The sequence below is a fragment of the Lysinibacillus sp. Ag94 genome (assembly GCF_023242215.1).
Lineage (GTDB): Bacteria > Bacillota > Bacilli > Bacillales_A > Planococcaceae > Lysinibacillus.
The window spans coordinates 4,167,419-4,193,103 of the sequence record NZ_CP096780.1 but is presented as its reverse complement, the minus strand read 5'-3'; the positions used below and the strand labels follow the sequence as shown (position 1 = coordinate 4,193,103).

25 protein-coding genes, 9 tRNA genes, 1 rRNA gene and 1 other annotated feature are annotated in these 25,685 nt (G+C 38.4%); of the genes, 34 read left to right on the top strand and 1 reads right to left on the bottom strand.

What is annotated here, in order from left to right; translation table 11 throughout:
- The first annotated feature begins 569 nt into the window (after positions 1–569).
- From MY533_RS19825 to MY533_RS19795, 7 genes are all read left to right on the top strand, one after another.
- On the top strand, positions 570–1,649 hold the full coding sequence (locus MY533_RS19825; RefSeq protein ID WP_248717292.1) for a D-alanine--D-alanine ligase: 1,080 nt from the start codon (positions 570–572) through the stop codon (positions 1,647–1,649).
- A gap of 11 nt (positions 1,650–1,660) precedes the next feature.
- Positions 1,661–3,028: a UDP-N-acetylmuramoyl-tripeptide--D-alanyl-D-alanine ligase gene (gene murF, locus MY533_RS19820; protein WP_248717291.1), complete on the top strand. Its 1,368-nt coding sequence runs from the start codon at positions 1,661–1,663 to the stop codon at positions 3,026–3,028.
- Positions 3,029–3,113: 85 nt separating this feature from the next.
- On the top strand, positions 3,114–3,806 hold the full coding sequence (locus MY533_RS19815; RefSeq protein ID WP_248717290.1) for an alpha/beta hydrolase: 693 nt from the start codon (positions 3,114–3,116) through the stop codon (positions 3,804–3,806).
- 351 nt (positions 3,807–4,157) lie between these two features.
- Positions 4,158–5,678 carry a degradosome RNA helicase CshA gene (locus tag MY533_RS19810; protein ID WP_132361620.1) on the top strand — a complete coding sequence of 507 codons (1,521 nt, stop codon included), beginning with the start codon at positions 4,158–4,160 and terminating at the stop codon, positions 5,676–5,678.
- A 211-nt stretch (positions 5,679–5,889) separates the two neighbouring features.
- Entirely contained in the window at positions 5,890–6,369 is a 480-nt protein-coding gene (locus MY533_RS19805; RefSeq protein WP_248717289.1) for a PH domain-containing protein, read from the top strand.
- On the top strand, positions 6,362–7,828 hold the full coding sequence (locus tag MY533_RS19800; protein WP_248719259.1) for a PH domain-containing protein: 1,467 nt from the start codon (positions 6,362–6,364) through the stop codon (positions 7,826–7,828). The genes MY533_RS19805 and MY533_RS19800 overlap by 8 nt, the downstream gene beginning before the upstream one ends.
- Positions 7,829–7,934: 106 nt before the next feature.
- Positions 7,935–8,510 carry a GNAT family N-acetyltransferase gene (locus MY533_RS19795; RefSeq protein ID WP_248717288.1) on the top strand — a complete coding sequence of 192 codons (576 nt, stop codon included), beginning with the start codon at positions 7,935–7,937 and terminating at the stop codon, positions 8,508–8,510.
- A gap of 96 nt (positions 8,511–8,606) precedes the next feature.
- Here MY533_RS19795 and MY533_RS19790 read toward each other — a convergent pair whose 3' ends face one another.
- Complete coding sequence (locus MY533_RS19790; protein WP_248717287.1) at positions 8,607–9,227, bottom strand: rhomboid family intramembrane serine protease; 621 nt, start codon at positions 9,225–9,227, stop codon at positions 8,607–8,609.
- A gap of 64 nt (positions 9,228–9,291) precedes the next feature.
- Here MY533_RS19790 and acpS point away from each other — a divergent pair, with 64 nt between their 5' ends.
- From acpS to tsaD, 27 genes are all read left to right on the top strand, one after another.
- Entirely contained in the window at positions 9,292–9,645 is a 354-nt protein-coding gene (gene acpS / locus MY533_RS19785) for a holo-ACP synthase (protein ID WP_248717286.1), read from the top strand.
- Between the two features lie 332 nt (positions 9,646–9,977).
- Positions 9,978–11,096 (top strand): LolA family protein, encoded by a 1,119-nt coding sequence (locus MY533_RS19780; protein WP_248717285.1) that lies wholly within the window; start codon positions 9,978–9,980, stop codon positions 11,094–11,096.
- A gap of 219 nt (positions 11,097–11,315) precedes the next feature.
- Positions 11,316–12,437 (top strand): alanine racemase, encoded by a 1,122-nt coding sequence (alr, locus tag MY533_RS19775; protein ID WP_248717284.1) that lies wholly within the window; start codon positions 11,316–11,318, stop codon positions 12,435–12,437.
- Positions 12,438–12,747: 310 nt separating this feature from the next.
- Positions 12,748–13,011 (top strand): hypothetical protein, encoded by a 264-nt coding sequence (locus tag MY533_RS19770; RefSeq protein WP_049663444.1) that lies wholly within the window; start codon positions 12,748–12,750, stop codon positions 13,009–13,011.
- A 4-nt stretch (positions 13,012–13,015) separates the two neighbouring features.
- A complete protein-coding gene (locus MY533_RS19765) occupies positions 13,016–13,366 on the top strand; it encodes a type II toxin-antitoxin system PemK/MazF family toxin (RefSeq protein WP_049663446.1) in 351 nt (116 codons plus the stop codon).
- A 485-nt stretch (positions 13,367–13,851) separates the two neighbouring features.
- Positions 13,852–14,253 carry an anti-sigma regulatory factor gene (locus tag MY533_RS19760; RefSeq protein WP_248717283.1) on the top strand — a complete coding sequence of 134 codons (402 nt, stop codon included), beginning with the start codon at positions 13,852–13,854 and terminating at the stop codon, positions 14,251–14,253.
- Positions 14,254–14,265: 12 nt separating this feature from the next.
- Complete coding sequence (locus MY533_RS19755; protein WP_256469486.1) at positions 14,266–15,261, top strand: PP2C family protein-serine/threonine phosphatase; 996 nt, start codon at positions 14,266–14,268, stop codon at positions 15,259–15,261.
- Positions 15,262–15,320: 59 nt separating this feature from the next.
- Entirely contained in the window at positions 15,321–15,656 is a 336-nt protein-coding gene (locus MY533_RS19750; RefSeq protein ID WP_248717282.1) for an STAS domain-containing protein, read from the top strand.
- Complete coding sequence (rsbW, locus tag MY533_RS19745) at positions 15,653–16,123, top strand: anti-sigma B factor RsbW (RefSeq protein ID WP_248717281.1); 471 nt, start codon at positions 15,653–15,655, stop codon at positions 16,121–16,123. The genes MY533_RS19750 and rsbW overlap by 4 nt, the downstream gene beginning before the upstream one ends.
- The gene (sigB, locus tag MY533_RS19740; protein WP_248717280.1) at positions 16,101–16,886 is read left to right on the top strand and encodes an RNA polymerase sigma factor SigB; all 786 of its coding nucleotides are present in this window, start codon (positions 16,101–16,103) and stop codon (positions 16,884–16,886) included. The genes rsbW and sigB overlap by 23 nt, the downstream gene beginning before the upstream one ends.
- 146 nt (positions 16,887–17,032) lie before the next feature.
- Positions 17,033–19,201: a Tex family protein gene (locus tag MY533_RS19735; protein WP_248717279.1), complete on the top strand. Its 2,169-nt coding sequence runs from the start codon at positions 17,033–17,035 to the stop codon at positions 19,199–19,201.
- Between the two features lie 135 nt (positions 19,202–19,336).
- Positions 19,337–19,798, top strand: coding sequence for a SprT family protein (locus MY533_RS19730; RefSeq protein ID WP_248717278.1), 462 nt, complete (start codon positions 19,337–19,339; stop codon positions 19,796–19,798).
- An 89-nt stretch (positions 19,799–19,887) separates the two neighbouring features.
- Positions 19,888–19,964: transfer RNA gene (locus MY533_RS19725), tRNA-Asn, on the top strand.
- 1 nt (position 19,965) lies between these two features.
- Positions 19,966–20,037 (top strand) — tRNA-Glu (locus MY533_RS19720).
- A 36-nt stretch (positions 20,038–20,073) separates the two neighbouring features.
- Positions 20,074–20,149, top strand: a tRNA-Asp gene (locus MY533_RS19715).
- A gap of 5 nt (positions 20,150–20,154) precedes the next feature.
- Positions 20,155–20,229: transfer RNA gene (locus tag MY533_RS19710), tRNA-Gln, on the top strand.
- Positions 20,230–20,244: 15 nt separating this feature from the next.
- Positions 20,245–20,317 (top strand) — tRNA-Lys (locus MY533_RS19705).
- 67 nt (positions 20,318–20,384) lie between these two features.
- Positions 20,385–20,470, top strand: a tRNA-Leu gene (locus MY533_RS19700).
- 26 nt (positions 20,471–20,496) lie between these two features.
- Positions 20,497–20,573 (top strand) — tRNA-Arg (locus MY533_RS19695).
- 24 nt (positions 20,574–20,597) lie between these two features.
- Positions 20,598–20,671, top strand: a tRNA-Gly gene (locus MY533_RS19690).
- Positions 20,672–20,926: 255 nt separating this feature from the next.
- Positions 20,927–21,315 (top strand) — a sequence feature (most likely nonfunctional fraction of RNA operon).
- 193 nt (positions 21,316–21,508) lie between these two features.
- A 5S ribosomal RNA gene (rrf, locus tag MY533_RS19685) occupies positions 21,509–21,624 on the top strand.
- A 225-nt stretch (positions 21,625–21,849) separates the two neighbouring features.
- Positions 21,850–21,925: transfer RNA gene (locus MY533_RS19680), tRNA-Asp, on the top strand.
- A gap of 332 nt (positions 21,926–22,257) precedes the next feature.
- Entirely contained in the window at positions 22,258–22,593 is a 336-nt protein-coding gene (locus MY533_RS19675) for a hypothetical protein (protein WP_248717277.1), read from the top strand.
- A 317-nt stretch (positions 22,594–22,910) separates the two neighbouring features.
- Positions 22,911–23,360 carry a tRNA (adenosine(37)-N6)-threonylcarbamoyltransferase complex ATPase subunit type 1 TsaE gene (gene tsaE / locus MY533_RS19670; RefSeq protein ID WP_248719257.1) on the top strand — a complete coding sequence of 150 codons (450 nt, stop codon included), beginning with the start codon at positions 22,911–22,913 and terminating at the stop codon, positions 23,358–23,360.
- On the top strand, positions 23,357–24,064 hold the full coding sequence (gene tsaB, locus MY533_RS19665) for a tRNA (adenosine(37)-N6)-threonylcarbamoyltransferase complex dimerization subunit type 1 TsaB (protein WP_248717276.1): 708 nt from the start codon (positions 23,357–23,359) through the stop codon (positions 24,062–24,064). Before tsaE ends, tsaB begins: the two co-directional genes overlap by 4 nt.
- Entirely contained in the window at positions 24,057–24,509 is a 453-nt protein-coding gene (gene rimI / locus MY533_RS19660) for a ribosomal protein S18-alanine N-acetyltransferase (protein WP_132364242.1), read from the top strand. The genes tsaB and rimI overlap by 8 nt, the downstream gene beginning before the upstream one ends.
- The gene (gene tsaD, locus MY533_RS19655) at positions 24,509–25,525 is read left to right on the top strand and encodes a tRNA (adenosine(37)-N6)-threonylcarbamoyltransferase complex transferase subunit TsaD (RefSeq protein ID WP_371873367.1); all 1,017 of its coding nucleotides are present in this window, start codon (positions 24,509–24,511) and stop codon (positions 25,523–25,525) included. The genes rimI and tsaD overlap by 1 nt, the downstream gene beginning before the upstream one ends.
- Positions 25,526–25,685: the final 160 nt, after the last annotated feature.

The window sequence follows — 25,685 nt, the reverse complement described above, 5'->3', positions numbered from 1 at the left end:
GCGGGTATCCTTGAAATAGAGGAACTCTAAGAAGCCACATCCTGTGGTAACGACTGAGTGACCAACATCAGCCGTTGACTCCTTCGCTTTCGCGCAAAAAACATCTGCCCGGCGGATTTCACGAAATCAGATGGGCGTTCACTGAGGGGATGTTAGCCTAAAATCATCGCATCCATGCGATAACGGTTAACTGACGAGGCCTAAGCACAAAGCTGATACCTAATGCAATTATGCCCAGGCAATTGATCTATTCATTTTACGTAGAATGAATATACACTAAATCTCACCGTCAAAATACGGTGAGATTTTTATCTTCAGTCAGTTTTTTTGTAGCGAAAGCAAAGCGTCAGCTACACAAAACACTACCTTTCCCTGGTGGCGAGATGAATGAGGATGTGGTACCTTTTCAAAGGGTATCCAAACACCTAGTAAAATAGAGGATGTTAGGCTAAAAACTTCACATCCTCACAAAATTTGGATGTAATTACACCAAGGTGAAATTGATGTCATTTGTCTAGACGTTTCATGATAAACTAATAGTACTCAAGAAGTATGCGGAGGGCACAAAAATGAAAAAAAGAATCGGTTTATTATACGGTGGAAAGTCGGCGGAGCATGAGGTGTCATTATCGACAGCACGTGCAGTCACTGGAGCTTTGAATTTCGAGGAGTATGAAGTATATCCGATTTTCATTACACTTGAAGGAGAGTGGCGCCGCGGCGAGCGTCTAAATAAACCTGTAAGTACAATTGAAGAATTACAATTTGGTGATGATGCCACTATTTTAGAAAATAATATTACAACTTTTTTAATGGATAAAGATGGTAAAACTGTACAATTCGATGTAATTTTCCCATTACTTCATGGTACTAATGGTGAAGATGGAACTGTTCAAGGTTTACTTGAGGTTCTAAATTTGCCGTATGTAGGAAATGGTGTATTAGCATCAGCAACTGGCATGGATAAAGTAATCATGAAGCAATTATTTGAAATTGCCGGCTTACCACAAGTACCGTATACGTACTTCATTCGTAGCGAATGGGCTAATGAACAGGAGGCAATCCTGGATCGTTGTGAAGAAAAGTTGAAGTGGCCGATGTTTGTGAAACCTGCAAACTTGGGATCAAGTGTCGGAATTAACAAGGCAACAAACCGCGATGAATTAGTGAAGGCAATCGAAATCGCTTTACAGTATGATCGAAAAATTGTAATTGAGCAAGGTATTGTCGCTCGTGAAATTGAACTAGCTGTGCTAGGAAATGACTTCCCGGAAGTTTCTGTACCTGGTGAAATTAAACCTGTTACTGAATTTTATGATTATGACTCTAAATATAAAGATGGCTCAACAGCCCTTATTATTCCAGCAGAGGTTCCTGAAGATACTGTATCAAGCCTACAGGAGCTAGCAAAGTGTGCGTTCAAAGCTATTGATGGAAGCGGTTTAGTTCGTGCGGACTTTTTTGTGACGGCCGATAACAGCATTTATATTAACGAAGTGAATACAATGCCAGGTTTTACACCTGTTAGCATGTATCCTCTTCTATGGCAGCATACAAATGTAAGCTACCCAGAGCTGATTAATCGTCTGATTACATTAGCAATTGAGCGTTTTGAAGAAAAACAACAGCTTCACTATAAAAAAGACTGAGTGGGATTATTGTGAAAAAAACATTAAAACAGTTAGCTACATGGTTAAATGAAGATGTGCCAGCTTTTGGTGATACGGTAGTATCAGGAATTTCCATTGATACACGTACAATTCAACAAGGGGACCTGTTTGTACCATTTCGTGGAGAGACGGCCAATGGGCATAAATTTGTTCTGCAGGCCTTTGAAAAAGGAGCGGGTGCTTCTCTTTGGCAGAAAGATGAACTAAATCCACCACAAGGTGTACCATTACTCTTTGTAGATGATCCAGAAATAGCGCTTCAGCAAATGGCTCGTGCCTATCGTAGTGAGCATAAAGCAAAATTTATTGGCATTACTGGTTCAAACGGTAAAACATCAACGAAAGATATTTTAGCGGGAACGCTAACACCATTTTTTAAAGTACAAAAGACCATTGGGAATTTTAATAATGAACTAGGTTTACCTATTACAGTTTTACAGCTAGATGAAGATACTGATGTTGCTGTGCTTGAAATGGGTATGAGTGGTTTTGGTGAAATAGAATTTTTAACGAAGCTTGCTCGTCCACATATGACGGTTATTACAAACATTGGCGAGGCTCATATGCAAGATTTAGGCTCACGTGCCGGAATCGCTAAAGCCAAGTTTGAAATAATTCAAGGAATGCAATCGGATGGAGTGCTATTTTATGATGGAGATGAACCGCTACTTCAAGAACTAGTTGCGAAAGAGCAGCAGTTAAATGCAGTGGCATTTGGCTTAGAGCACAGCAATCTACTATATGCAGACAATATTGAAGCGACTTCTGATGGTAGTGGCTTCTCTACACATGGTGTAATAGAAGGAGATTTCTTTATTTCCGTTCTTGGGAAGCACCAGGTGAAAAATACATTAGTCGCTATGTTAATTTCTCAAAAGTTAGGTTTAAACGATGATCAAATTCGTGCATCCTTAAAACAAGTAGCTCTAACGGATATGCGCATGCAACAAGTGAATGGATCAAATGGGGCATTGTTTATTAATGATGCATACAATGCTGCACCAACCTCTATGAAGGCGGCTATTCAATTTGTAGCATCGACAACGATTCGCCCAGAAAAATGGCTTGTGTTAGGTGATATGCTGGAGCTTGGCCCAAATGAAAAGCATTTCCATGAAGATTTATCGAAGGATATTCGTGCAGAAGAAATTGCTTATGTATGTTTATTTGGCCCACGAATGGCTTATTTGAATGAAGTCTTAAAAAAGCGTTTTGATGAGGAACATTTACTATATGTTGAGGATGATTATACGCCAATTATCGAAAAACTACAGCAAGCTAATGAGAAGTCTATCGTTTTACTAAAAGGCTCTCGGGGTATGAAATTAGAAACAATTTTACATGCATTCACGTCATAAAATGAAATAGGAATCGGTGGGATACGCTCTCACCGATTCTTTAAATTTTTGATTTAAATGAGTTACACATTTAGAGGTGAAAATAATGTCGGTAGGTGTGTTATGTATACATGGATTTTCAGGAGGACCGTATGAAGTAGAACCTTTTACTACCTATTTACGTACGCATACAAATTGGCTGATTGAAGAACCTACTTTGTCAGGACATGGAGAGGAATTACAAATGCGTGGTTTCACAGCCAAGCATTGGCTAATGGATGCCGAGATCGCTTTTCGTGATCTTGCTAAAAAAGTAGATGAAGTAATAATAGTTGGGTTTTCGATGGGTGGCATTATAGCGCTCTATTTAGCTAAACGTTATAAGGTGAAAAAGCTTGTATTACTAAGCGCAGCTGCCAAGTATGTCAGTCCGAAGCAACTAGTCAAAGATTTTAAAATGCTTGCCACGGAGGCATATCATCGTAATCTGTCTAGTAATGAATTGTATTTACGATACCGGCATAAGTTTAATCATGTGCCACTTTCGTCAACGATAGAATTCATGAAGCTTGTTCGAATGGTGGAGCCGTATTATAAAGATATTAAAATTCCAGTGTATATTGTACAAGGGAAATTAGACGGAATAGTACCATATCACACGGCTCAATTTTTATATGATAAAGTAACCTCAAACGATAAAACTTTGTATATTTCTGATAATGGGAAGCATCATATATGTTATGGTGAAGATTGTTCTGAATGGTTTTCTTGCGTTTTGTCGTTTTTAAAGGGTGTGTAAAGTAGTCAGATAATTACGACTCATGCGTTATCGTTGCATACGTTTTAATCCCATGTTAGACTAGTGTAAGCAATGGATACATTTTGTGCGAAGACTCTTCATATTTGATTGAAGAGTACTTTTTTTTGAACACAACGGTTTTATTCTAAAGTGAATAATTACGACAGAATCGAACCGCTCGGTAAAGACCGGGCTTTCCTTTTCATATAAGAGAGCTCTATGTGACCATCATATAGAGAAAAATTTTAAGTAACGGAAACGTTCCAAAACACAGGCTCGAATTTGCCGACAACTTCATCTGAAAATGTAACCATTTGTCAACTTAAAAGCAAAAAAAGGAGATTGAGAAGTTTGACAAATTTTTCAGAATTAAATATTAGCGAATCTACATTACGCTCAGTAAAGCGTATGGGATTTGAAGAAGCAACACCAATCCAAGAAGGTACTATTCGTTTTGCAATTGAAGGCCGTGATGTATTAGGTCAAGCGCAAACAGGTACAGGTAAAACTGCCGCTTTCGGGATTCCACTTATCGAAAAAATTGACCCAAAAAACCCTAATATCCAAGCATTAGTAATTGCTCCAACTCGTGAATTAGCGATTCAAGTTTCAGAAGAGCTATATAAAATTGGTTATGATAAACGTGTAAAATTGTTATCAGTTTACGGTGGTCAAGAAATCGGCCGTCAAATCCGTGCACTAAAAAATAAACCTCAAATTATTGTAGGTACACCTGGTCGTATAATTGACCATATTAATCGTCGTACTTTAAAATTAGAAGATGTTCAAACATTGGTACTTGATGAAGCTGATGAAATGTTAAACATGGGCTTTATCGATGATATTAATTCAATCTTAGAAAACGTGCCTTCTGAACGTCAAACATTATTGTTCTCAGCAACAATGCCACCAGCAATCCGTAAAATTGCTGAGACATTTATGCGTGATCCAGAAATCGTAAAAATTAAAGCGAAAGAACTAACAGTTGATAACATCGATCAATATTTTGTGAAGTCTGCTGAGCGTGAAAAATTCGACATTTTATCTCGTTTATTAAACGTTCACCAACCAGAACTTGCTATCATCTTTGGACGTACAAAACGTCGTGTGGATGAGCTTGCACAAGCATTATCAATTCGTGGTTATCTTGCTGAAGGAATCCATGGTGACTTAAGCCAAGCGAAACGTATTTCTGTATTACGTCAGTTTAAAGAAAATAAAATTGATATCCTTGTGGCAACAGATGTAGCTGCTCGTGGGCTTGATATTTCTGGTGTAACACATGTTTATAACTTCGATATTCCTCAAGATCCTGAGTCTTATGTTCACCGTATTGGCCGTACAGGTCGTGCAGGTAAATCAGGTCTTGCAGTAACATTTGTAACACCACGCGAAATGGGTTACCTACGTATTGTAGAAGAAACAACGAAAAAACGTATGACACCACTTCGTCCACCAACAACTGACGAAGCGCTAGTAGGTCAACAACGCTTAGCTCTGGAAACACTAGAAGGTCTTATTGCGAACAATAACCTAGGTGACTATCGTACACTTGCGACAGAATTACTTGAAAACCATGATGCAATCGATGTTGTAGCTGCTGCAATTCGTTCATTAACAAAAGAGCCGGATGACACGCCAGTAACAATTACTGAAGAACGTCCATTACCAATGCGTCGTGAGCGTTCTAGCAACCGTGGCGGTGATCGTGGACGCGGCGGTAACCGTAACTTTAACGGACGTCGTGATGGCGGACGTGGCGGAGATCGTCGTGGAGGAAATGGAAATCGTCGAGATGGCGGACGCCGTGATGGAGGTCGCCGTGAAGGTGGACAAGGTCGTTCACGTGCACCACGTCGTCACGAAGACTAATTTTATCTTCATCAAAATGTTTAAACCTTACAGTCAAATGGCTGTAAGGTTTTTTACGTGTGCCCGCTGAAATAGAGGAACTCTTTCTAACAACTCGTGGCAATTTATCTGCGCGACAGCGGTAATTACGTTAAGACGAAAATTACTATAATTTTGAAACAAAATGATAACTGATTACGTATACGTAATTAAGGAAAGAGAGGGAACGACTTTGAGAACAGAACCAATGCATATGATTTCTAGGAAAGGGTTAACAGTGTGGCGTTTATATGGTGTATTACAAACGATATTACTTTTGATTGTAGCGGCGTTTACATGCTACGGCACTTATTATTATGAATGGCCATCATATATTTATTTCATTGCAGTTGCTGTAGTCATTCTTAGTGCTGTCCTATCCACTTATTTATTTCCAAAGATAAGATGGGAACGCTGGCGCTATGAGGTGCGTGACAATGAGATTGAGGTGCAACACGGTTTATTTGTTGTTAAACGTACACTTATTCCAATGGTGCGCGTACAGCATGTTGATACAACACAAGGACCAATATTAAAAAAATATGGTCTAGGTAATATTTCAATATCTACAGCTGCAACTGTACATACAATCCCTGCACTTGTAATGGACGAAGCTGATAGACTTCGTGCACGTATTTCGGAATTAGCAAGGGTGGCGGAAGATGATGTCTAAGGAAATTAATCGTTTACATCCGATATCGGCTATTATTACAAGTGCAAAAGCATTAAAGAGTATGATTTTCCCGTTAATTATTATTATTGCAACTAATGGATTTCACTTCTCTTTGAATTTTCATAGTGATAATTTTTGGCGGACGATTTTCTTATTCGGTATATGGGGAGTAGGGGCAATACTTACACTTGTTAGTGGGATTGTAAAGTGGCGTACTTTTGTATATTGGTTTGAAGATGGAGAATTACGTATAAAGTACGGTTTGTTCGTTAAAAAGAAACGTTACATCCCATTTGAACGTATTCAGAGCTTAAATTACAATGAGGGTATTTTTCATAGAATATTTGGCTTAGTAAAAGTTCAGGTTGAAACTGCGGGGAGTAAGGACAGAAAACCTGAGGTAGAGTTAACGGCTATACGTAAGGCAGCCGCAGATATTATAGAGCTAGAAATGCGTCGTGCTAAAAATCAAGTAAATGAACAGATGAATGATGAACAGTCGCTAATAGAGGAAGTGTCAGTTCCAACTATTTATCATATGTCGTTACGTGATTTGCTTATATTGGCCATAACTTCAGGAGGAATTGGGGTCGTTCTGTCTGGGGTAGCAGCAATCATCTCTCAGTTATCGGATATAATACCGTATGAGGAAATCTTTAGCGAGTTAGCTGATTTTGCGAAAATTGGTGCATTTTTAGTTGCACTAACAGTGATAGTCAGTCTAATTGTGGCATGGTTTGTGTCATTTGTAATTACACTGATCAATTATTACGAATATACAGTCCGAATTGAAGATGAAAAGCTTATTATTACAAAAGGGCTTATTGAGAAAAAACGTATTACTTTACCGTTAAATAGAATTCAAGCGATTCGTATTGTAGAGAATCCGGTACGTCAATTATTTGGCTATGCAACAGTTGTTGTTGAGAGTGCTGGAGGAAATGGCGGAGAGGGAAATGATAAAAAAATTACGCTGTTCCCACTTATTCAGAAGCAAGATTGTTTGGGAACGCTAGAGCAACTTTTCCCACAGTTAAATTGGCGTCCAGAATTCATTTATTCACCAAAACGAGCTCGTCCATTTTTTTACCGAATTGATTTTGTTTGGCTCATACCTATAATTGGTGCATGTAGTTATTTCTTTTATCCGTATGGGTTGCTTTCACTATTATTATTGCCATTAACAATATTAATTGGTATTTGGCAACATAAATCAGCTGGTTATATAATCGATGGAAAGCAACTAACTATGCAATATCGTGTGTTCAGTCGTACTACATTTTTTATGGAGAAAAAACGTATACAATCTATTGAGACTACTCAAACCTATTTCCAAAAAAGAAAGGGTGTTACGTCTGTAAAAGCAACGGTCATGTCGGGCATGACTGGTATGGCAGGGAATGTACGAAACTTAGAGCAGCAAGATGCTGAAACAATATTATCTTGGTATGAACATTGAAAGTAAGAATGTGGCTAATCCTTATAATTAATAGGAGGATTAGCCTTTTTTAACTATAATTATGTAAAAATTCTGTTTATAATAGAGAACAAAAGGGGTGGTAATTTTGTTTAAGTATGATATTAACAAGAACACGTATTTGAAATTGCTGGATTTAAGTGACGTAGATGAATTATTCGCGTTGACGGATCGTTCGAGAGATACGTTGCGTGAATGGCTACCTTTTGTAGATGATGTAAAAACAGTAGAGGATACAGAGCGATTCGTAAGAGGTGCGATGCAACAATATGCACATAATAATGGCTTACAAGCGGGGATATATTATGAGGGGAAGCTTGCGGGAGTGATTGGCTATCATCAAGTGAATTGGCAGCATAAATGGACAAGTATTGGATATTGGTTAGGGAACGAATTTGTTGGTAAGGGCTTAGTGACAAATTCTATGAAAGCATTTATTGATTATGCCTTTAGCTATTTAAAATTAAATCGCATTGAAGTGCGAGTAGCGGTAGGGAATATTCGAAGTCGTACGATTCCAAAAGTGTTAGGTTTTCATGAAGAGGGACGTTTAAGAGATGCAGAGTGGCTTTATGATCATCACGTAGACCAAGTTGTCTATGGCTTAACAGCAGTTGAATGGAAAAAAATAAAGGCAGCGAAAGAGGATACGGTCGCACTTTGAAATAAAATTGACGAATGGCCTATCATTCTAGTATAAAAATAAGAGGAGCAATCCGTGATGATAGCTAATCACAGAGAAGAGCTCCTCTTATACGTATTACTTACCCGCCATCTTTTGTTTACGCCAGCTTATAATTCTTTTTGGATGTAAGTAAACGAGTCCAAGAAGGAATCCTGCTACTAAGCCGCCTAAGTGAGCATAAACATTCACATTTGACTGTAGGAAAGTCATGATAACACTAATCACAATGATGGGCAAAATAAGTTTACGCAGCATTGGCATTGTACGACGTGTATAGTAAACAAGCGCTCCGAAAGCACCGAATATTCCGAAAACAGCTCCACTTGCACCAAGACTTCCATAGCTACTATCATTAAGTAAATAGGTTGCCATATTGCCGACAATACCGGACATTAAATAAATTGTAATAAAACGTACCTTGCCAGCAATTCTTTCAAGCTCTGGCCCGAATAAATACAGTGAAAACATATTAAAGAAAACGTGCAAGAAGCCAGCATGTAAAAACATTGCAGTAAAAACACGCCACCATTCACCAGAGCGTATAAGGAAGTTCGCTTGAACTCCGTAATTCAATACATTTTCGCCTACTCCAGGTAAAATAGTTAGTACATAAACAAATAAATTTACCGCTATTAATGTTGAAACAATCGGATAATACTTTGTATATTGCTTAAAATTTTCTGTTCTACTAAACATAACTCCACCTCAATTTACAATTATTATACATGGCTTTTTAGAAATAGGAAAAGGAGAAGTTCTAATGATTAAAGGAATTGGTCTCGACATTGTAGAAATGGACCGTATTGCAAAAGCAATGAAAAGAACAAATAAATTTAAAGATCGCATTTTAACTGAAAAGGAAAGAGTTTTGTTTGATGCACATTCAGAAACTCGTAAAATAGAATTTTTAGCTGGACGATTCGCTGCAAAAGAAGCATTTTCAAAGGCATTAGGAACTGGTATTGGTGAAGAATGTAAGCTTCATGATATGGAAGTTTTAAGAGGGGAAGCTGGAAATCCGGTTTTATATTTCAAAGGACAGCTTGCGAATGGATTTGTAAGTATAACACATTCTAAGCAATACGCTGCGGCACAAGTAATATTATTACAATAAATAGTGGTTCATCACCAAAAATTGTGGATGACTTTTGTTAAACGTCTACTATGTAAATAAGTTGATTGTAGTGGAGACTGGGCGACTCCTTGGGGATCAGCGTCACAGATGAGACCCTGGAGCGAGCAACGCGAGTGAAGCGGCTCATCGGACGCCCCTAGGAAAGCGCCCAGTCGGAACGGAAATCAACCACATGTTATGGTGATGTGCTATTAAAAAGTAAATAAATTTCTGAGTGAAGATAAATATATTGCCCCTATTCAAATGACATAACTGACAAATACGGTTCATATATTGTCGTAGTGGATTTGAAAGAAGGAAAGGGTGAAAGCGTGGGCAACCGAATAGTTAAATGGCTCGTCTTATTTTGTACGATATTACTTTTATCGGCATGTGGTACAGACTCACAGGAAAAAGTGTTGAAGAAAGTTAATGGGAAATGGGCAGAATCAAATGGTTATGAGTTGAATGCTACGATGGAGATTAAATCTGGTGGAGATCCAAAAAAATATGATGTGAAAGTTTGGCATACGAAACCTGATTTCTATCGTGTAGAAGTAGTCGAAAGTGGGAAAGATGTTTCGCAAATGATAGTGCGAAATGCAGATGGAGTTTTTGTTGTTACGCCTACATTAAACAAAATGTATAAATTCCAAAGTGATTGGCCAAAGAAAAATAGTCAGGCTTATTTAATAGGTGCACTAGCAGAAGATTTAGCTCAAGATAAAAATTTAGTCATGAAAGAGGAGGACAAAGCATATATATTTGAAGCGGCTACTAGAAATAGCTATAAAAATAGTATGCCTCATCAAGTGATAACAGTTGATAAGAAAACAATGCTTCCAACTTCCGTAGTAATTATGAATGATGTAAAAGAAGAACAAATTCGTATCACATTTAAAAATATTAAATTAGGTGTTCAACATGCGGCTAAAGAGTATGCAGTTGAGCAATTTACGGAATCGGATGAAACAAAAGGTGAACAAGCTACACCACCAGAAAAAGATAAGAAAGACAACAAAGACAACAAAGACAACAAAGACGGTAAGGAGAGCAACAATAACCCGAATGGAAATGAAGAGAAAAAGGCTGTAAGTGCAGAAGCCGAAAATAAAGAGTTCCAAACACACTACCCTGTTGTGAATTTAGAAAACACGAAGATGGTGGAAGAGAAAGTTATGCGAGAGGGTGGAATAGATCGTGTTATCTTAACATTCGACGGTGATAAACCATTTACGGTCATGCAACAGCCAGTTACGAAAGAGGCTGCTATGTTGCCAGTATCATCTCCTGGTGATCCGGTAGATTTAGGCTTTACGATTGGTGCAATTACCGATACCTCTATTAGCTGGGAAAAGGATGGCGTTGAATTCTTTGTAGCCTCTAGTAAATTGACTCGTGAAGAAATGGTGCAAGTAGCCACTTCTATGACAAAAGGTAGTATGAAATAATTTTTCTAGCTACAGCTTTCTAGATGGAAAGCTGTAGCTAATTAAGTGAAATAATACAGTTTTGAAGAAAATTAACACTGTTTAGAAGTTGTTAAGTCATATATGATAAAAGTTATGAAGAAAATTAGTTTAAAATAGAATGGTATATGTAAAAATAATTTATAAAAGGAAATTTATTCAATACATAGTGTTTTAATAAAAAATAAAGAGGGTATTCTAATGGAGACACAGCAATATTTTAGACCGACTAAAGCAGTAGTAGACTTACAAGCAATTCAACAAAACGTAAAAAATTTGAAAAAGCTACTTCGACCAAATGTTCAAATTATAGCTGTCGTAAAGGCAAATGCATACGGTCACGGAGATGTAGCCGTTGCAAAAGCAGCGCTTGAGGCAGGTGCAACAATGCTTGCAGTGGCAACACCCGACGAAGCATTACATATTCGAGCACATTTTGAAGAGCCAGACATACTAATATTAGGTGCCTCTCCAATTTCTTTTGCACCATATGCCGCCCAGCAGCGCATTATTCTTACGGCATTTGCAAGTGAATGGGTACGGCAAGCGGCTCCTTTCATAGCTAATGAAGCAAAACCTTTACGACTACATATTAAAGTAGATAGCGGAATGGGCAGAATTGGCGTTCGTTCAGAGCAAGAATTAATGGATCTATATCAAACAATACAGAATACAGTGAATGTAGAGCTTGATGGGATATTTACACATTTTGCGACTGCGGATGAGGAGGATACCTCATACTTCGATCGACAAGTACAATTTTTTGAGAAATGTGTAACTGCATTACCCGAAAAACCTAGACTTGTGCATGCATCAAACACGGCTACATCTTTAGTAAAAGATGCGCATTTACAATTTGATGCTGTTAGATATGGAATATCGATGTATGGATTATCACCATCTTCTTATGTAGAAGGTATTTTACCATTTCCGTTACAGCCAGCGTTTTCGCTTGAGAGTGAGCTTGTTCATGTGAAACAGTTACAAGCAGGTGATTCGGTAGGCTATGGAGCTACTTTTGAGGCTCCTTCGGATATGTGGTTAGGAACAATACCAGTAGGCTATGCTGATGGAGTAATTCGTAAATTAGGTGGACAGGAAGTACTAATTGATGGACAAAGAATGCCGATTGTTGGACGAATTTGTATGGATCAATGTATGGTTGCCTTGCCTAAAGCATATGCTATAGGTGAGAAAGTAACACTCATTGGTCATCAAGGACATGATGCTATTTCAATGAATGAATGGGCAGCAAAGCTTGAAACCATTAATTATGAAGTACCATGCATTATTACAGCGAGAGTTCCTAGAGTATACATTTAATCTGTAGATTCAATCAAAAAGTACTTAAGGTTTTTGTTATAAGTGGTCTTAATAGTTTTGACATTTAAATTAGGATAAATGAATATTAAAAACACTAAACAAGAAGATATACTAAAAAGCTGAGTCATTCATATTTTGTGATGAATTGCAAGGTGAATTAATCGGCATATACCTTCGACAACCTACATATTTTTACAACTTGGACTTTAAATTGTCAGATATTTTGTCATTTCGTGTCTTTTCAACAATATCTTTCAATGGTAGAATGGGTAGTAATGAAAAGTGGATGGTTCCGTTGGAGGTGCTTGCTGTGTACGAGAAAAAGTTAAGAGAAGCTACAATTGCTGTTCAGGATAGACTGTTTCTACAAACAAAGGAAGTAATTGAGAGTGAATCTTTTGCGCGTATTTTGTCGCGCAAAGTTTTAATGCAGGAGCAACCAAATCAAATACGGGAAGCTATGATGAAAGGATATGTTGAAATGTCTCATATAAATCTGAGTATTGCAAGTGAATGCTTGCATGCAGAATATGAAGCACAACATACGGTGGAGCGTCTCGTTAGCGGGGGATGACACTTTGAATGTAAAACGTGGTGACGTTTTTTTTGCAGATTTATCGCCGGTAGTTGGGTCCGAGCAAGGGGGCACAAGGCCGGTGCTGATTATTCAAAATGATATTGGCAATCGATTTAGTCCGACTGTCATCATCGCAGCTATCACTGCACAGATTCAAAAAGCAAAATTACCGACGCACGTTGAAATTAATGCTGAAAAGTATGGTTTTGAACGTGATTCGGTTATTCTGCTTGAGCAGGTGCGGACGATTGATAAGTCAAGATTGACAGATCGTATTACGCAACTTGACCATGCGTTGATGGAAAAAGTTGATGGTGCATTGATGATTAGTTTAGGGCTTGTTAAATTTTGATATACATATGTGTATAGTGGCATCGAGATAGATTTTCATCTCGATGCTTTTTCATTTTTATTTGTAATGTTTTTTTGTGCGACAGCGACAATTAAGCCAAGGCAAAATTGGTACTGTACTCTGAATTACTTTATTACCATAAATTGAAATCGTTATTCAAAAATGGTATTAATAGATTTAAGATATACTCAAGATCTATATTTTGAATAGATTTTTGAAAAAATATCGAGAAATTTAAGAAAATATAAATAGAATTTTATCTTCGTTCAGCAACAGGTGTTTGTTTGTGCGAAAGCGTAGTGTTAACGTAGCGACAGCAACAGGTGTTTGTTTGTGCGAAAGCGTAATGTTAACTTAGCGACGTAACAACAACGATAAATGTTTTTGTAGCAACAGTGCAATTACGCCGTGGTAAAAAATTGATAAGCTAATCTTAATAATTAAAGTGTAAGAGTATAACTCCGAAAGGAATTGGGGGGGCAACAGTGACAATTAAGTCTTCGGTTGAAATTATTACTGAGTGGGATATAGTAGCAGCAAGACAACTGGGGCGTGACGAAGCGAAGGGGCTTGGATTTGACACTGTTGATCAGGCACGAATCACCACAGCTATAAGTGAACTAGCCCGAAATATATATTTATATGCAAGGATAGGTGTCATTGAAATTGAAAAAGTTGAATCAGACACTGGGAAGAAAATAATTGTTATTGCAACTGATCAGGGCCCAGGAATAGAAGATGTTCGGAAAGTGATGGAGGATGGCTACTCCACTTCTGGAGGGCTCGGAGCAGGTTTGCCAGGCGTGAATCGATTGATGGACAATATGGTTATTCAATCGGTTATGGGAGAAGGAACAACGATAAGAGCTGAAAAATGGCTGCGTTAGGATGTGGAATTTTTGGAACAATTAGAATCTCAATATAAAAAGATTTTGGCAGATTATATGACCGATCAAACTGAAAAGAATTTGTATATTGCTCAAAATTTCACTCGCCAATTAATCCAAAAGAATATACCTCCAGAGGATGTTGTAAGTGTTCATAAAAACGCAGTTGAGAAACTATTTCCACGTAGAATGAGTGAAGAACAGCTCGCATATGATTTTCTTATCGAAGTTATGGTGCATTATGGAATGGCTCATAGGGAGCACCAAAGTTTATTGCAAAAACAAGCCGAGTATGAAATGGAAATGAATATCGCTACAAACATTCAGAAAACATTACTTAAAACAGACGTACCACAACTTGCAAGTATTGATATAGGAATGATATCTATCCCCAACCGGAAGATGAATGGAGATTATGTACATTTTTTATACAATCGAGAGGATTATTTGAGTGTAGCTGTGACAGATGTGGTAGGTAAAGGTGTTCCCGCTGCATTATGTATGTCTATGGTGAAATACGGTCTTGAAACATTAGAATATGCATATAAAGATCCTTCATATGTATTAGAGGTTATTAATCGAGTAATTGAAAAGAGTGTAGACGACAGTATGTTCGTTTCTATGTTTTTCGGTTGCTTGGATTTGCGAAAGCGTATTTTTTCTTATGCTTCTGCAGGTCACGAGCCTGCTCTCCATTATTGCGCAAAACATAATCAATTTGTTCCTTTGGAATCGACAGGATTATTACTTGGGGTGTTACCAGAAACGAAATATTCGTACAAAGAAATTGTTTTAGAAGAAAATGATATCGTAATAATGATGACGGATGGTGTTACGGAATTCAGAATGCATGATGAAATGAATTCACGAAAGGTCATTACATCACTAATATTGGAAAATAAACACTTGTCAGCTCAACAATTATGTAATCTCCTTTATAAACAAATTGAAGAAATACAGGATTTTAAACTATTTGATGATTTTACAGTTGTGATTATAAAGAAATAGGGTTTAAACCTTTGTAATTACGGGAATAGAGTTAATCATATATGGTGGAGGTGTGCTGTATGGATATGTCGATACACTTTAAAGAACTAGATAATAAATTATACGGATTTATTGAGGGTGAAATAGATACTTATACTGCTTCACGTCTTAGGGAGGAATTAGAGGCAGTGAAAATTACTGAAGGATTAGAAATAGTACTTAATTTATCCCAAGTCAATTATATGGATAGTACAGGGTTAGGTATTTTTGTTGCCTTTTATAAAAGAACGTTACGTGAAAATGGAAAAGTTAAACTTGTAGGTTTGTCGAATAGATTACAAAGGCTGTTTGAAATTACTGGTTTAAGCGATTTAATGGATATTGAAACTGATAAAAAGGTGGAATTACGAAAATGAAGGAATTTGATTATATTGAGATAAGGGTTCCTGCAAAACCGCAATTTGTCAGTGTGATTCGATTAACGGTTTCTGGCTTAGCTAGTCGGGTTGGGTTTAATTATGATGATATTGAGGATTTAAAAATTGCAACGAGTGAAGCGGTAACGAATGTTGTACACCATGCATATAAGGACGAAGAAGAAGGAGAAATCGTCATTGGTTGCGCTTTGTATGAAAATAAATTAGAAATGATGATTGCAGATTACGGCAATAGTTTTAATTTTGAAGAAATAAAGTCGAAAGTTGGTCCATATCATCCTGAAGAGGGTATTGCGGGTTTACGAGAAGGTGGGTTAGGGCTTTATTTAATGGAAACTTTAATGGATGAGGTGATGATAAATAACGATGGTGGCGTAACTGTTTTCATGACAAAGTATGTTGCTAGAGAGCAGGTGGAAAAAAATGTCGAAAGAATCACCACATAAAACTACGTCCGGGGAAGATATATTAAAGTGGATTGCGTTGTATCAATCAACAGAGGATAATGAAGCACAAACAAATTTAGTGATGCATTATCAATATTTAGTTGAGTCCATTGCACGCAAATATTCGAACGGTAAATCCCATTATGATGATATTGCTCAAGTAGGTATGCTGGGGTTGCTAGGTGCAATTAGACGTTTTAATCCTAATGTTGGCCGGAACTTTGAAGCATTTGCTGTACCAACGATTGTTGGGGAAATTAAGCGCTTTTTACGTGATAAAACTTGGGATGTTCATGTACCAAGGCGAATAAAAGAACTAGGACCGCGCATTAAAACAACAGTGGAAACGTTGACAATTGAGTTGCAGCGTTCTCCATCTATTAAGGAGATCGCGGATCGATTAGAAGTGGAAGAAGAAGAGGTTTTAGAGGCTATGGAGATGAGCCGTAGTTATCATGCTCTTTCTATGGATCACTCAGTAGAGTCAGATTCTGACGATAGCTCAGTAACGTTATTAGATATGATGGGTAAAGAAGATGATGGCTTTGAATTGGCTAATAAAAGAATGATTGTCTCTGATGCTATGAGTATTTTAGATGAGAGAGAAAGGGAGATAGTTCAGCTTACATATTTAGAACAACTCACTCAAAATGAGGTTGGGGAACGATTAGGGATTTCTCAAATGCATGTATCAAGAATACAAAGGAAGGCAATAAAAAAGTTACAGGAATTTATCTTAGTAAGTGATGGTGTTTCGCTTTGAAATTTTTGGGTCGAGGTGGCTGTTCCAGACACAATTTTGCCAAAGTATAATTGATTGAATAGTTTACTCTTCTTTTAGAGTAGACTATTTTTTTGCAGTTTTAGTAAAGTGTAATGGTAAAATGAAAAGAAAAAGGTAGTGATGATGTGGAACAAAAGCAAATATTACAGCTAATTGCAAAGGATGTAGCTATTAAGCCAGGTCAAGCTGATGCTGTTATTAAATTATTAGAAGAAGGAAATACCGTGCCATTTATTGCACGTTATCGAAAAGAAGCTACTGGATCCCTTGATGAAGTACAGATTAAAGCTGTGGAGGATCGTTATCACTACATACAGCAGCTTGAACAACGCAAAGAAGAGGTTATACGATTAATCCAGGAGCAAAATAAACTAACGCCTGAATTAGAACAGGCTATTCAAGCAGCAACTGTTTTACAGCGTGTAGAAGATTTATATCGACCTTATAAACAAAAACGCCGAACAAAGGCAACTATAGCGAAAGAAAAAGGGTTAGAACCTCTAGCAGATCTTCTATTAGAGTATCGTAGTGATGCTTTAGAACAATTAGCAGTGGCTTTCGTAGATGAGGAGAAAGTTGCTAATGTAGAGGATGCTCTAGCTGGGGCTCGAGATATTTTAGCAGAACGCTTTGCTGATGAAGCGGCAATCCGTGAAAAAATTCGTTCGTATTCCTGGAAAGATGGCGTACTCGTAACAAGTGTTAAGAATGCTGAGGCAGACGACAAAAACGTTTTCGAAATGTATTACGAATACGAAGAGCCAGTAAATCGTATTGTTCCACACCGTATTTTAGCTGTAAATCGTGGTGAGAAAGAAGAAATAATAAAAGTAGCAATTCATGTACCAATAGATCGAGTATTGATGATTATGTGGAAGGAATGGATTCCCGCTACAGGTTCTTCACCCGCAATTGCCGAGGTGAAGCTAGCGATTGAGGATTCGTACAAGCGTTTAATTCAGCCTTCTATAGAACGAGAGTTACGAAATGAACTTACTGAAAAGGCAGAGACTCAGGCTATCCACATTTTCTCTGAAAATTTGCGTAATCTTTTATTACAGCCCCCAATGAAAGGAAAGTATGTATTGGGTGTTGATCCGGCGTACCGTACAGGTTGTAAGTTAGCTGTTGTAGATGAAACCGGGAAAATGTTAGAGGTTACAGCCATTTATCCACATCCGCCAAAGCCAGATGTCGCAAAATCGAAAGCGGTTGTGAAAGAGATTTTAGTAAAATACCCAATAACGATAATTGCTATTGGTAATGGTACTGCCTCACGCGAAACAGAACAGTTTATAGCAGATGTATTGAATGAGCTTGAAACTGATACGGCTTACGTTATTGTCAATGAAGCAGGGGCATCTGTTTATTCAGCGTCTGAAATTGCCCGTGCAGAGTTTCCTGATTTACAGGTAGAACAGCGTAGTGCGATTTCTATTGCGCGTCGTTTGCAAGACCCGTTGTCGGAGTTAGTTAAAATTGAGCCTAAAGCAGTTGGAGTAGGTCAGTATCAGCATGATGTTTCTCAAAAGAAATTGACGGAGTCCTTAACATTTATAGTAGAGACAGCTGTAAACCAAGTCGGTGTTGATGTTAATACAGCTTCAGCTTCCCTACTACAATACGTTTCTGGATTATCTAAAACGGTTGCGGAGAATATTGTAAAGGTACGAGAGGAAACTGGACAATTTGCTACACGTGCTCAACTAAAGAAAATTCCACGACTTGGTGCTAAAACATATGAACAAGCAATTGGTTTCTTACGTGTTCCAGGAGCAAAAAATGCATTTGACGCTACGGGCATTCACCCTGAAAGCTATAGTGTAGCCGAGCAGATTTTAAAGGTAGCACAAATTGATAAAAAAGAGCTTGGGATGCAGAAGGCAGAGGAAGCCATTGCAAAACTAGATGTAGAAAAATTAAGTGAAGTTTTAGATATTGGAGTTGTCACAATTCAGGATATCGTGGATACATTAATGAAACCAAGTCGCGATCCACGGGATGCATTCCCTCAGCCACTGCTGAAAACAGATGTATTAAAAATGGAAGATTTACAAGTTGGGATGGAATTGCAAGGTACAGTAAGAAATGTAGTTGATTTTGGAGCGTTTGTAGATATTGGCGTAAAGCAGGATGGGCTTGTGCATATTTCAAAGTTACAAAAAAGACGTATTAAACATCCATTAGAGGTCGTTGCTCTCGGTGACATTGTGACGGTTTGGGTAGAACAAATAGATGTCAAAAAAGGGCGCATTTCACTAACGATGCTCCCTCCTAAAGACCAAACTATTTAATTTCGCATTGGCGTAATTGTAGCACACGCTTCGCTGTCGTTACTGATAAATTACTATCCGTTAATGCGGGATAAATAAATACCACACTGTCTATACTACGCAGTGTGGTATCTTATTGTTAGAGGTGATATAGCTATGAACAATGAGGAACTACAAAGTCTTGTTAGTCGAATATCATTAGAAAGTTTCCAGAAGCCATTCATGCATCGAGCATATTTTAATTCAAGGCTACGTTCAACAGGTGGACGTTATCTTTTGCAATCGCATAATATTGAAGTTAATCCAAAAGCTTATGAAATGTATGGTATTAGCGAAATAGAAGGTATAGTTCGACACGAATTATGTCATTATCATTTACACTTGGAAGGCAAAGGGTATCAGCATCGAGATAAAGATTTTCGAGAGTTATTAGTAAAAGTGAACGCTCCCCGTTTTTGCTCAGTATTGCAAATCTCTAAAATATCTCAAAAAAAACAACATCGCCTTTATACATATACATGTGTAAAATGCCAACAATTATATGTAAGAAAAATTAGAATGAATGTAGGGAAATACTGTTGTAGCAAGTGTCTAGGACGTTTAAAACTAGTGGAATGAAAAAAATAATAAAAAAGGGTTGACGTTTATTATAGATGTCTCTATAATAGTAAAAGTCGACAAGATAACGACGACAAAACATGAATTATTCCGAAGTAGCTCAGTTGGTAGTAGCACCTGACTGTTAATCAGGTTGTCGCAGGTTCGAGTCCTGCCTTCGGAGCCATGGCCCCTTGGTCAAGTGGTTAAGACACCGCCCTTTCACGGCGGTAACACGGGTTCGAATCCCGTAGGGGTCATTTAATTATTTTAATTCATAAAAATATAGTAATATTGGTCCCGTGGTGTAGCGGTTAACATGCCTGCCTGTCACGCAGGAGATCGCCGGTTCGATCCCGGTCGGGACCGCCACTTATTGGGGTATAGCCAAGCGGTAAGGCAACGGATTTTGATTCCGTCATGCCTAGGTTCGAATCCTAGTACCCCAGCCATTCATTTCTTAATTTGAGCCATTAGCTCAGTTGGTAGAGCATCTGACTTTTAATCAGAGGGTCGAAGGTTCGAGTCCTTCATGGCTCATCTTTTTTAAGAAAAAAGGTTGACTTTTTGAATTGTCATAGTATAATGAGAAAGTTCCTAATTGAATGCGGTCGTGGCGGAACGGCAGACGCGCTAGGTTGAGGGCCTAGTGGGGGCAACCCCGTGGAGGTTCAAGTCCTCTCGGCCGCACCAAGTCAATTTATGAATTAATATACTATGCGCCCGTAGCTCAATTGGATAGAGCGTCTGACTACGGATCAGAAGGTTATGGGTTCGACTCCTGTCGGGCGCGCCATTTTAAATAAATACAATTTACCATGCGGGTGTAGTTTAATGGTAAAACCTCAGCCTTCCAAGCTGATGTCGTGAGTTCGATTCTCATCACCCGCTCCATTTCTTTAAAAAACTTGTTGACATACAAAAATTTATATCGTATGATATAAAAGCTGTCACTACAAGATAATGACGTGAACCTTGAAAACTGAACAAGCAAAACGTAATCAATAAAGTTTTTACTAGCTAACCTCGAGTTAGTGAACGAAACAAAATTTTGGACATCAAACATGATGCCAGCAAAACAATTTGAGCTAATCAAATTTCTTTTTATGGAGAGTTTGATCCTGGCTCAGGACGAACGCTGGCGGCGTGCCTAATACATGCAAGTCGAGCGAACAGAAAAGGAGCTTGCTCCTTTGACGTTAGCGGCGGACGGGTGAGTAACACGTGGGCAACCTACCTTATAGTTTGGGATAACTCCGGGAAACCGGGGCTAATACCGAATAATCTATTTCGGAGCTGTCCTTAGTACGAGAGGACCGGGATGGACACACCGCTGGTGTACCAGTTGTCTTGCCAAAGGCATCGCTGGGTAGCTATGTGTGGACGGGATAAGTGCTGAAAGCATCTAAGCATGAAGCCCCCCTCAAGATGAGATTTCCCATTACGCAAGTAAGTAAGATCCCTCAAAGACGATGAGGTAGATAGGTTCGAGGTGGAAGTGTGGTGACACATGGAGCTGACGAATACTAATCGATCGAGGACTTAACCAAAATGTTTGAAGCATTCAATGCGCCGTTTATCCAGTTTTGAAAGAACAATCTTTCAAGGGTTTCAAGATACGAGTAGTTCGAGGAAGCGATGGAGAGAAGGAAGGAGCGTACTCAAGTACGTGACTGACTGAACAACAGAAGCTGACGAAGAAATACGATGTATATTGAAAGCCGAAAATAGTCTAGTGATGATGGCAAAGAGGTCACACCCGTTCCCATACCGAACACGGAAGTTAAGCTCTTTAGCGCCGATGGTAGTTGGGGGCTTCCCCCTGTGAGAGTAGGACGTCGCTAGGCAATGAAGACAGTCAGCTGAGTGCTGGCTGTTTTTTTATTAAAGTAATGATTATTGAAATGAAGCTAAAGCTGATGATAGCAACTACAAAATACAAATATTTGCTTTTTATCTTTGCCATTTCTTACGGTCAGCAAGCAAAGACTATGAAAATATAAAAATGAAAAAATATAAAAAAGTATTGCATATGTTATTTTTCTATGATATATTAATAAATGTCTTAAAGAGGTCCCGTGGTGTAGCGGTTAACATGCCTGCCTGTCACGCAGGAGATCGCCGGTTCGATCCCGGTCGGGACCGCCATTATAAACGATAATATAGTTCTTATGATGCTTTTAAATCATAAGAACTTTTTTTATTGTTAATATAAGGAAATTAGTGAATATCGATAAAATTGGTTCAATAATATGTATTGGGGTATCCATAGATTTTTAGAAATAATTATGCCTCGGTATAATTGCGTTTAGAGTTGGCTTTGTGCTTGTACAAAGAATCCGTTTCCGATTCCGTGAAGCGCCAAAACTTATATCGAAGTCTCGTTAGCGAAGGTCGTTGTGTCAACAAACTGAACGCTATTATAGGGTGACTATTTTTTATCGATATTCCTGTCGTGATGGAATTTGGAGGTGTTTAGCATGCGAAATTATTTTTACATAAAACGTCTGAATATAAGCTTACTCATAGGTGCTATTGTAATATTAGCAGGCTGTGGAGATCCTATTTTAGACATAGAGGAATCCAATGCGTACCACTGGCAAAAAAATATGAATGAAGCCGAATTTGAAAAATTAAAAGAAGGCATGTCATATATGGAAGTAGTAAAGATTGCAGGGGGAGCAGGGGACATGATAAAAAATGATCAATACCGCTGGAATGATGAAATACTTATGACAAAAACCTATATAGTACGATTTAAAGATGATAAATTGGTTGAAAAAAAGATTAATGAGGTAAAGGAGCATAAAAAATAAGCACGTTTTTTAAGCGTGTTTTATTTTTATTTAGCACATAAATTAGTATCGTCAGCGATAATTATGACTAGGCATAATTGTTTCAGGATAATGACGATTTGCTAATTTACATTTTTAGGACTCACCTCATGATGAGCATCAGCTTGAAGTGAAAATCTACTTTGTTTATTTGATACAAAATTTATAATTTTTTGTCGACAACTGCAACAATTACGCTAAGGTGTAATTGTTTTTTTTGAAATCCATTGGATGTTTTGAACATTTACGTTTGTTTCGGTAAACTAGAAGTAATGGAGCTAGGAGAGGAAAAAGAGATGATGTATGAAAAAATAATGAATTCACTTGATGATACTGAGAATTTTGCGTTGAAGCTAGCAAGCTTACTAGAAGCCCAGGATACAATTACATTAGAGGGTGATTTGGGCGCTGGTAAGACGACATTTACGAAAGCATTAGCGAAGGGACTTGGTGTGACGAGAACAGTCAATAGCCCGACATTTACGATTGTTAAGCAATATGAGGGGCGTTTACCATTTAATCATTTAGATGTTTATCGTTTAGCAGAAAGCGATGAGGATCTTGGATGGGACGAACTATTTTATGGTGATGCGGTGTCAGTTATCGAGTGGGCTCATTTGATTGAACAGGATTTACCACAGGAGCGTCTTGGAATAGAAATTTACCGGATCGGAGAAAATCAACGACGATTTGTATTAACACCACTTGGGAAGCGATATGAGGCATTATGTGAGGAGCTAATGAAATGATTTGGTTAGGGATTGAAACAGCGAATGCACCACTTTCTATTGCTGTTATAAAAGATGGGAAAGTAATCGCGGAGATTGTACAAAATATTAAATTAACGCATTCAGCAGGTGCTATGCCAGCTATTGAAGAAGTGCTAGCAAAGGCTGGCATAAAGCCAAGTGAGTTGGATGCTATTGCTGTATCAGAAGGACCTGGTTCTTATACCGGTGTACGAATAGGTGTGACGCTTGCTAAAACATTAGCATGGACATTGAAAAAGCCTTTAGTTGGAATATCTAGCTTAAAGTCATTGGCCGCAAATGCAGCACTATATGATGGGCTTATTTGTCCTATTTTTGATGCGCGAAGAGGCAATGTCTATACGGCTGTTTATAAAGGTTGTGAGCTTGAAACAATTATAGAAGATTATCACGATCATATAGATGGCTTGTTAGAGCGTTTACAAGCATTCGAGGCACCGGTTTTATTTGTGGGAGCCGATGTAGATGTTTTTTGGCATAAAATCGTAGAGGTGCTAGGTGATTATGCACAGCGCACACCATTTAGTAATGACTTACCACGGGCAAGTGAAACAGTTCGATTAGCGACAAAATTGGAGCTACCAAGTGTGGATGCAGTTCATCATTTTGTCCCGCAATACAAACGTATTGCTGAGGCGGAGGCGAATTGGCTGAAGGAACAAAAGGAGAAGGCACATGAGTAATAATGTAACATATCGTAAAATGGTATCTGAAGATGTTCCAGCAGTGTATGAAATTGAGCTTGCTACATTTCCTACGCCATGGACGTTAGATTCTTTTTATTATGAAGTGCATGAAAATCAGTATGCACATTATGTGCTAGCTATAGATGAAGATAATAACATTATCGGTTTTTGCGGAATGTGGATGGTTATAGACGCAGCGCAAATTACAAACGTTGCCGTTATAGAGGCTGCTCGAGGTCGCGGCATTGGTGAAGGATTAATGCGAGAGGTAATGCGTATTGCTAGAGAGCATACTATGGAAGTCATGAGTTTAGAGGTACGAGTAACAAATACAGTTGCGCAAAATCTTTATCGAAAGCTTGATTTCCAAGATGGCGGTATACGTAAAGGCTATTATACAGATAACGGGGAGGATGCCCTTGTCATGTGGGTGAATTTATGATGGAAGATCGAATGATATTAGCAATAGAATCGAGCTGTGATGAAACAGCAGCGGCGATTATTCGAAATGGTTCTGAAATTGTTTCAAATGTAGTTGCATCTCAAATAGAAAGTCATAAACGATTTGGTGGGGTTGTACCTGAAATTGCATCCCGTCATCATGTTGAGCAAATTACAGTAGTTATAGAAGAAGCATTAGCACAGGCAAATATGAAGCCAGCCGATTTAGATGCCGTGGCAGTTACAGAGGGCCCTGGTCTTGTAGGTGCACTGTTAATTGGGATTAATGCCGCGAAGGCCTTTGCGTTTGCAAATAATTTACCGATTGTTGGTGTGCATCATATAGCTGGACATATATATGCTAATGCACTCGTGCAGCCAATGGATTTCCCATTGTTAGCACTTGTTGTATCAGGTGGCCATACAGAGCTAGTTTATATGAAGGAACATGGCTCTTTTGAAGTCATTGGTGAGACGAGAGATGATGCAGCTGGTGAAGCTTACGATAAGGTTGCGCGTGTTTTAGACTTACCATATCCAGGTGGTCCGCGAATTGATAAGTTAGCACATGAGGGAGATGAGGCTGTATCCTTCCCAAGAGTGTGGTTAGAGGAAGATTCTTATGATTTTAGTTTTAGCGGCTTGAAATCAGCGGTTATTAATTATAAGCATAATATGGACCAACGCGGTGAAGAAATTTGTCCGACTGCCGTTGCCAAAGGGTTTCAGGATAGCGTAGTTGAGGTATTAACGGCGAAAACATTACGGGCAGCTCGCGAATATAACGTGAAACAGGTTATCGCAGCGGGTGGTGTAGCGGCAAATAAGGGTTTGCGTACATCACTTGAGATGGTATTTGCTGAAGAAAACATACCATTTTTCGTGCCGCCATTAAAGCTGTGCACAGATAATGCTGCTATGATAGGGGCTGCAGCAACACCTATGTTTGAAGCCGGTATTCGTGGCAATTTATCAATGAACGGTCGCCCTGGAATGGAGTTAAAATCCTGGGCATAACTTTTTCTGGGTGTCACGAAATCGGAAGGGCGTTAATAAAGGATGTTTGCCTAAAATTTATCGCATCCTTGCGATAATGGCTAACTACCTGCATTATGTCGCTGCAGCTGCGTTAGCACTACGCTTTCGCTTTCAGGCCTAAGCACAAAGCCGATTTCGG

Excerpts from the sequence above, each read along its gene's own strand:
- rsbW (WP_248717281.1), top strand. The coding sequence starts at position 15,653 with ATGAAGGAATTTGATTATATTGAGATAAGGGTTCCTGCAAAACCGCAA.
- alr (WP_248717284.1), top strand. The coding sequence starts at position 11,316 with ATGGAGACACAGCAATATTTTAGACCGACTAAAGCAGTAGTAGACTTA.
- MY533_RS19825 (WP_248717292.1), top strand. The coding sequence starts at position 570 with ATGAAAAAAAGAATCGGTTTATTATACGGTGGAAAGTCGGCGGAGCAT.
- MY533_RS19815 (WP_248717290.1), top strand. The coding sequence starts at position 3,114 with ATGTCGGTAGGTGTGTTATGTATACATGGATTTTCAGGAGGACCGTAT.
- MY533_RS19800 (WP_248719259.1), top strand. The coding sequence starts at position 6,362 with ATGTCTAAGGAAATTAATCGTTTACATCCGATATCGGCTATTATTACA.
- MY533_RS19750 (WP_248717282.1), top strand. The coding sequence starts at position 15,321 with ATGGATATGTCGATACACTTTAAAGAACTAGATAATAAATTATACGGA.
- tsaB (WP_248717276.1), top strand. The coding sequence starts at position 23,357 with ATGATTTGGTTAGGGATTGAAACAGCGAATGCACCACTTTCTATTGCT.
- MY533_RS19675 (WP_248717277.1), top strand. The coding sequence starts at position 22,258 with ATGCGAAATTATTTTTACATAAAACGTCTGAATATAAGCTTACTCATA.
- MY533_RS19730 (WP_248717278.1), top strand. The coding sequence starts at position 19,337 with ATGAACAATGAGGAACTACAAAGTCTTGTTAGTCGAATATCATTAGAA.
- tsaE (WP_248719257.1), top strand. The coding sequence starts at position 22,911 with ATGTATGAAAAAATAATGAATTCACTTGATGATACTGAGAATTTTGCG.
- acpS (WP_248717286.1), top strand. The coding sequence starts at position 9,292 with ATGATTAAAGGAATTGGTCTCGACATTGTAGAAATGGACCGTATTGCA.
- rimI (WP_132364242.1), top strand. The coding sequence starts at position 24,057 with ATGAGTAATAATGTAACATATCGTAAAATGGTATCTGAAGATGTTCCA.
- tsaD (WP_371873367.1), top strand. The coding sequence starts at position 24,509 with ATGGAAGATCGAATGATATTAGCAATAGAATCGAGCTGTGATGAAACA.
- MY533_RS19790 (WP_248717287.1), bottom strand. The coding sequence starts at position 9,227 with ATGTTTAGTAGAACAGAAAATTTTAAGCAATATACAAAGTATTATCCG.
- sigB (WP_248717280.1), top strand. The coding sequence starts at position 16,101 with ATGTCGAAAGAATCACCACATAAAACTACGTCCGGGGAAGATATATTA.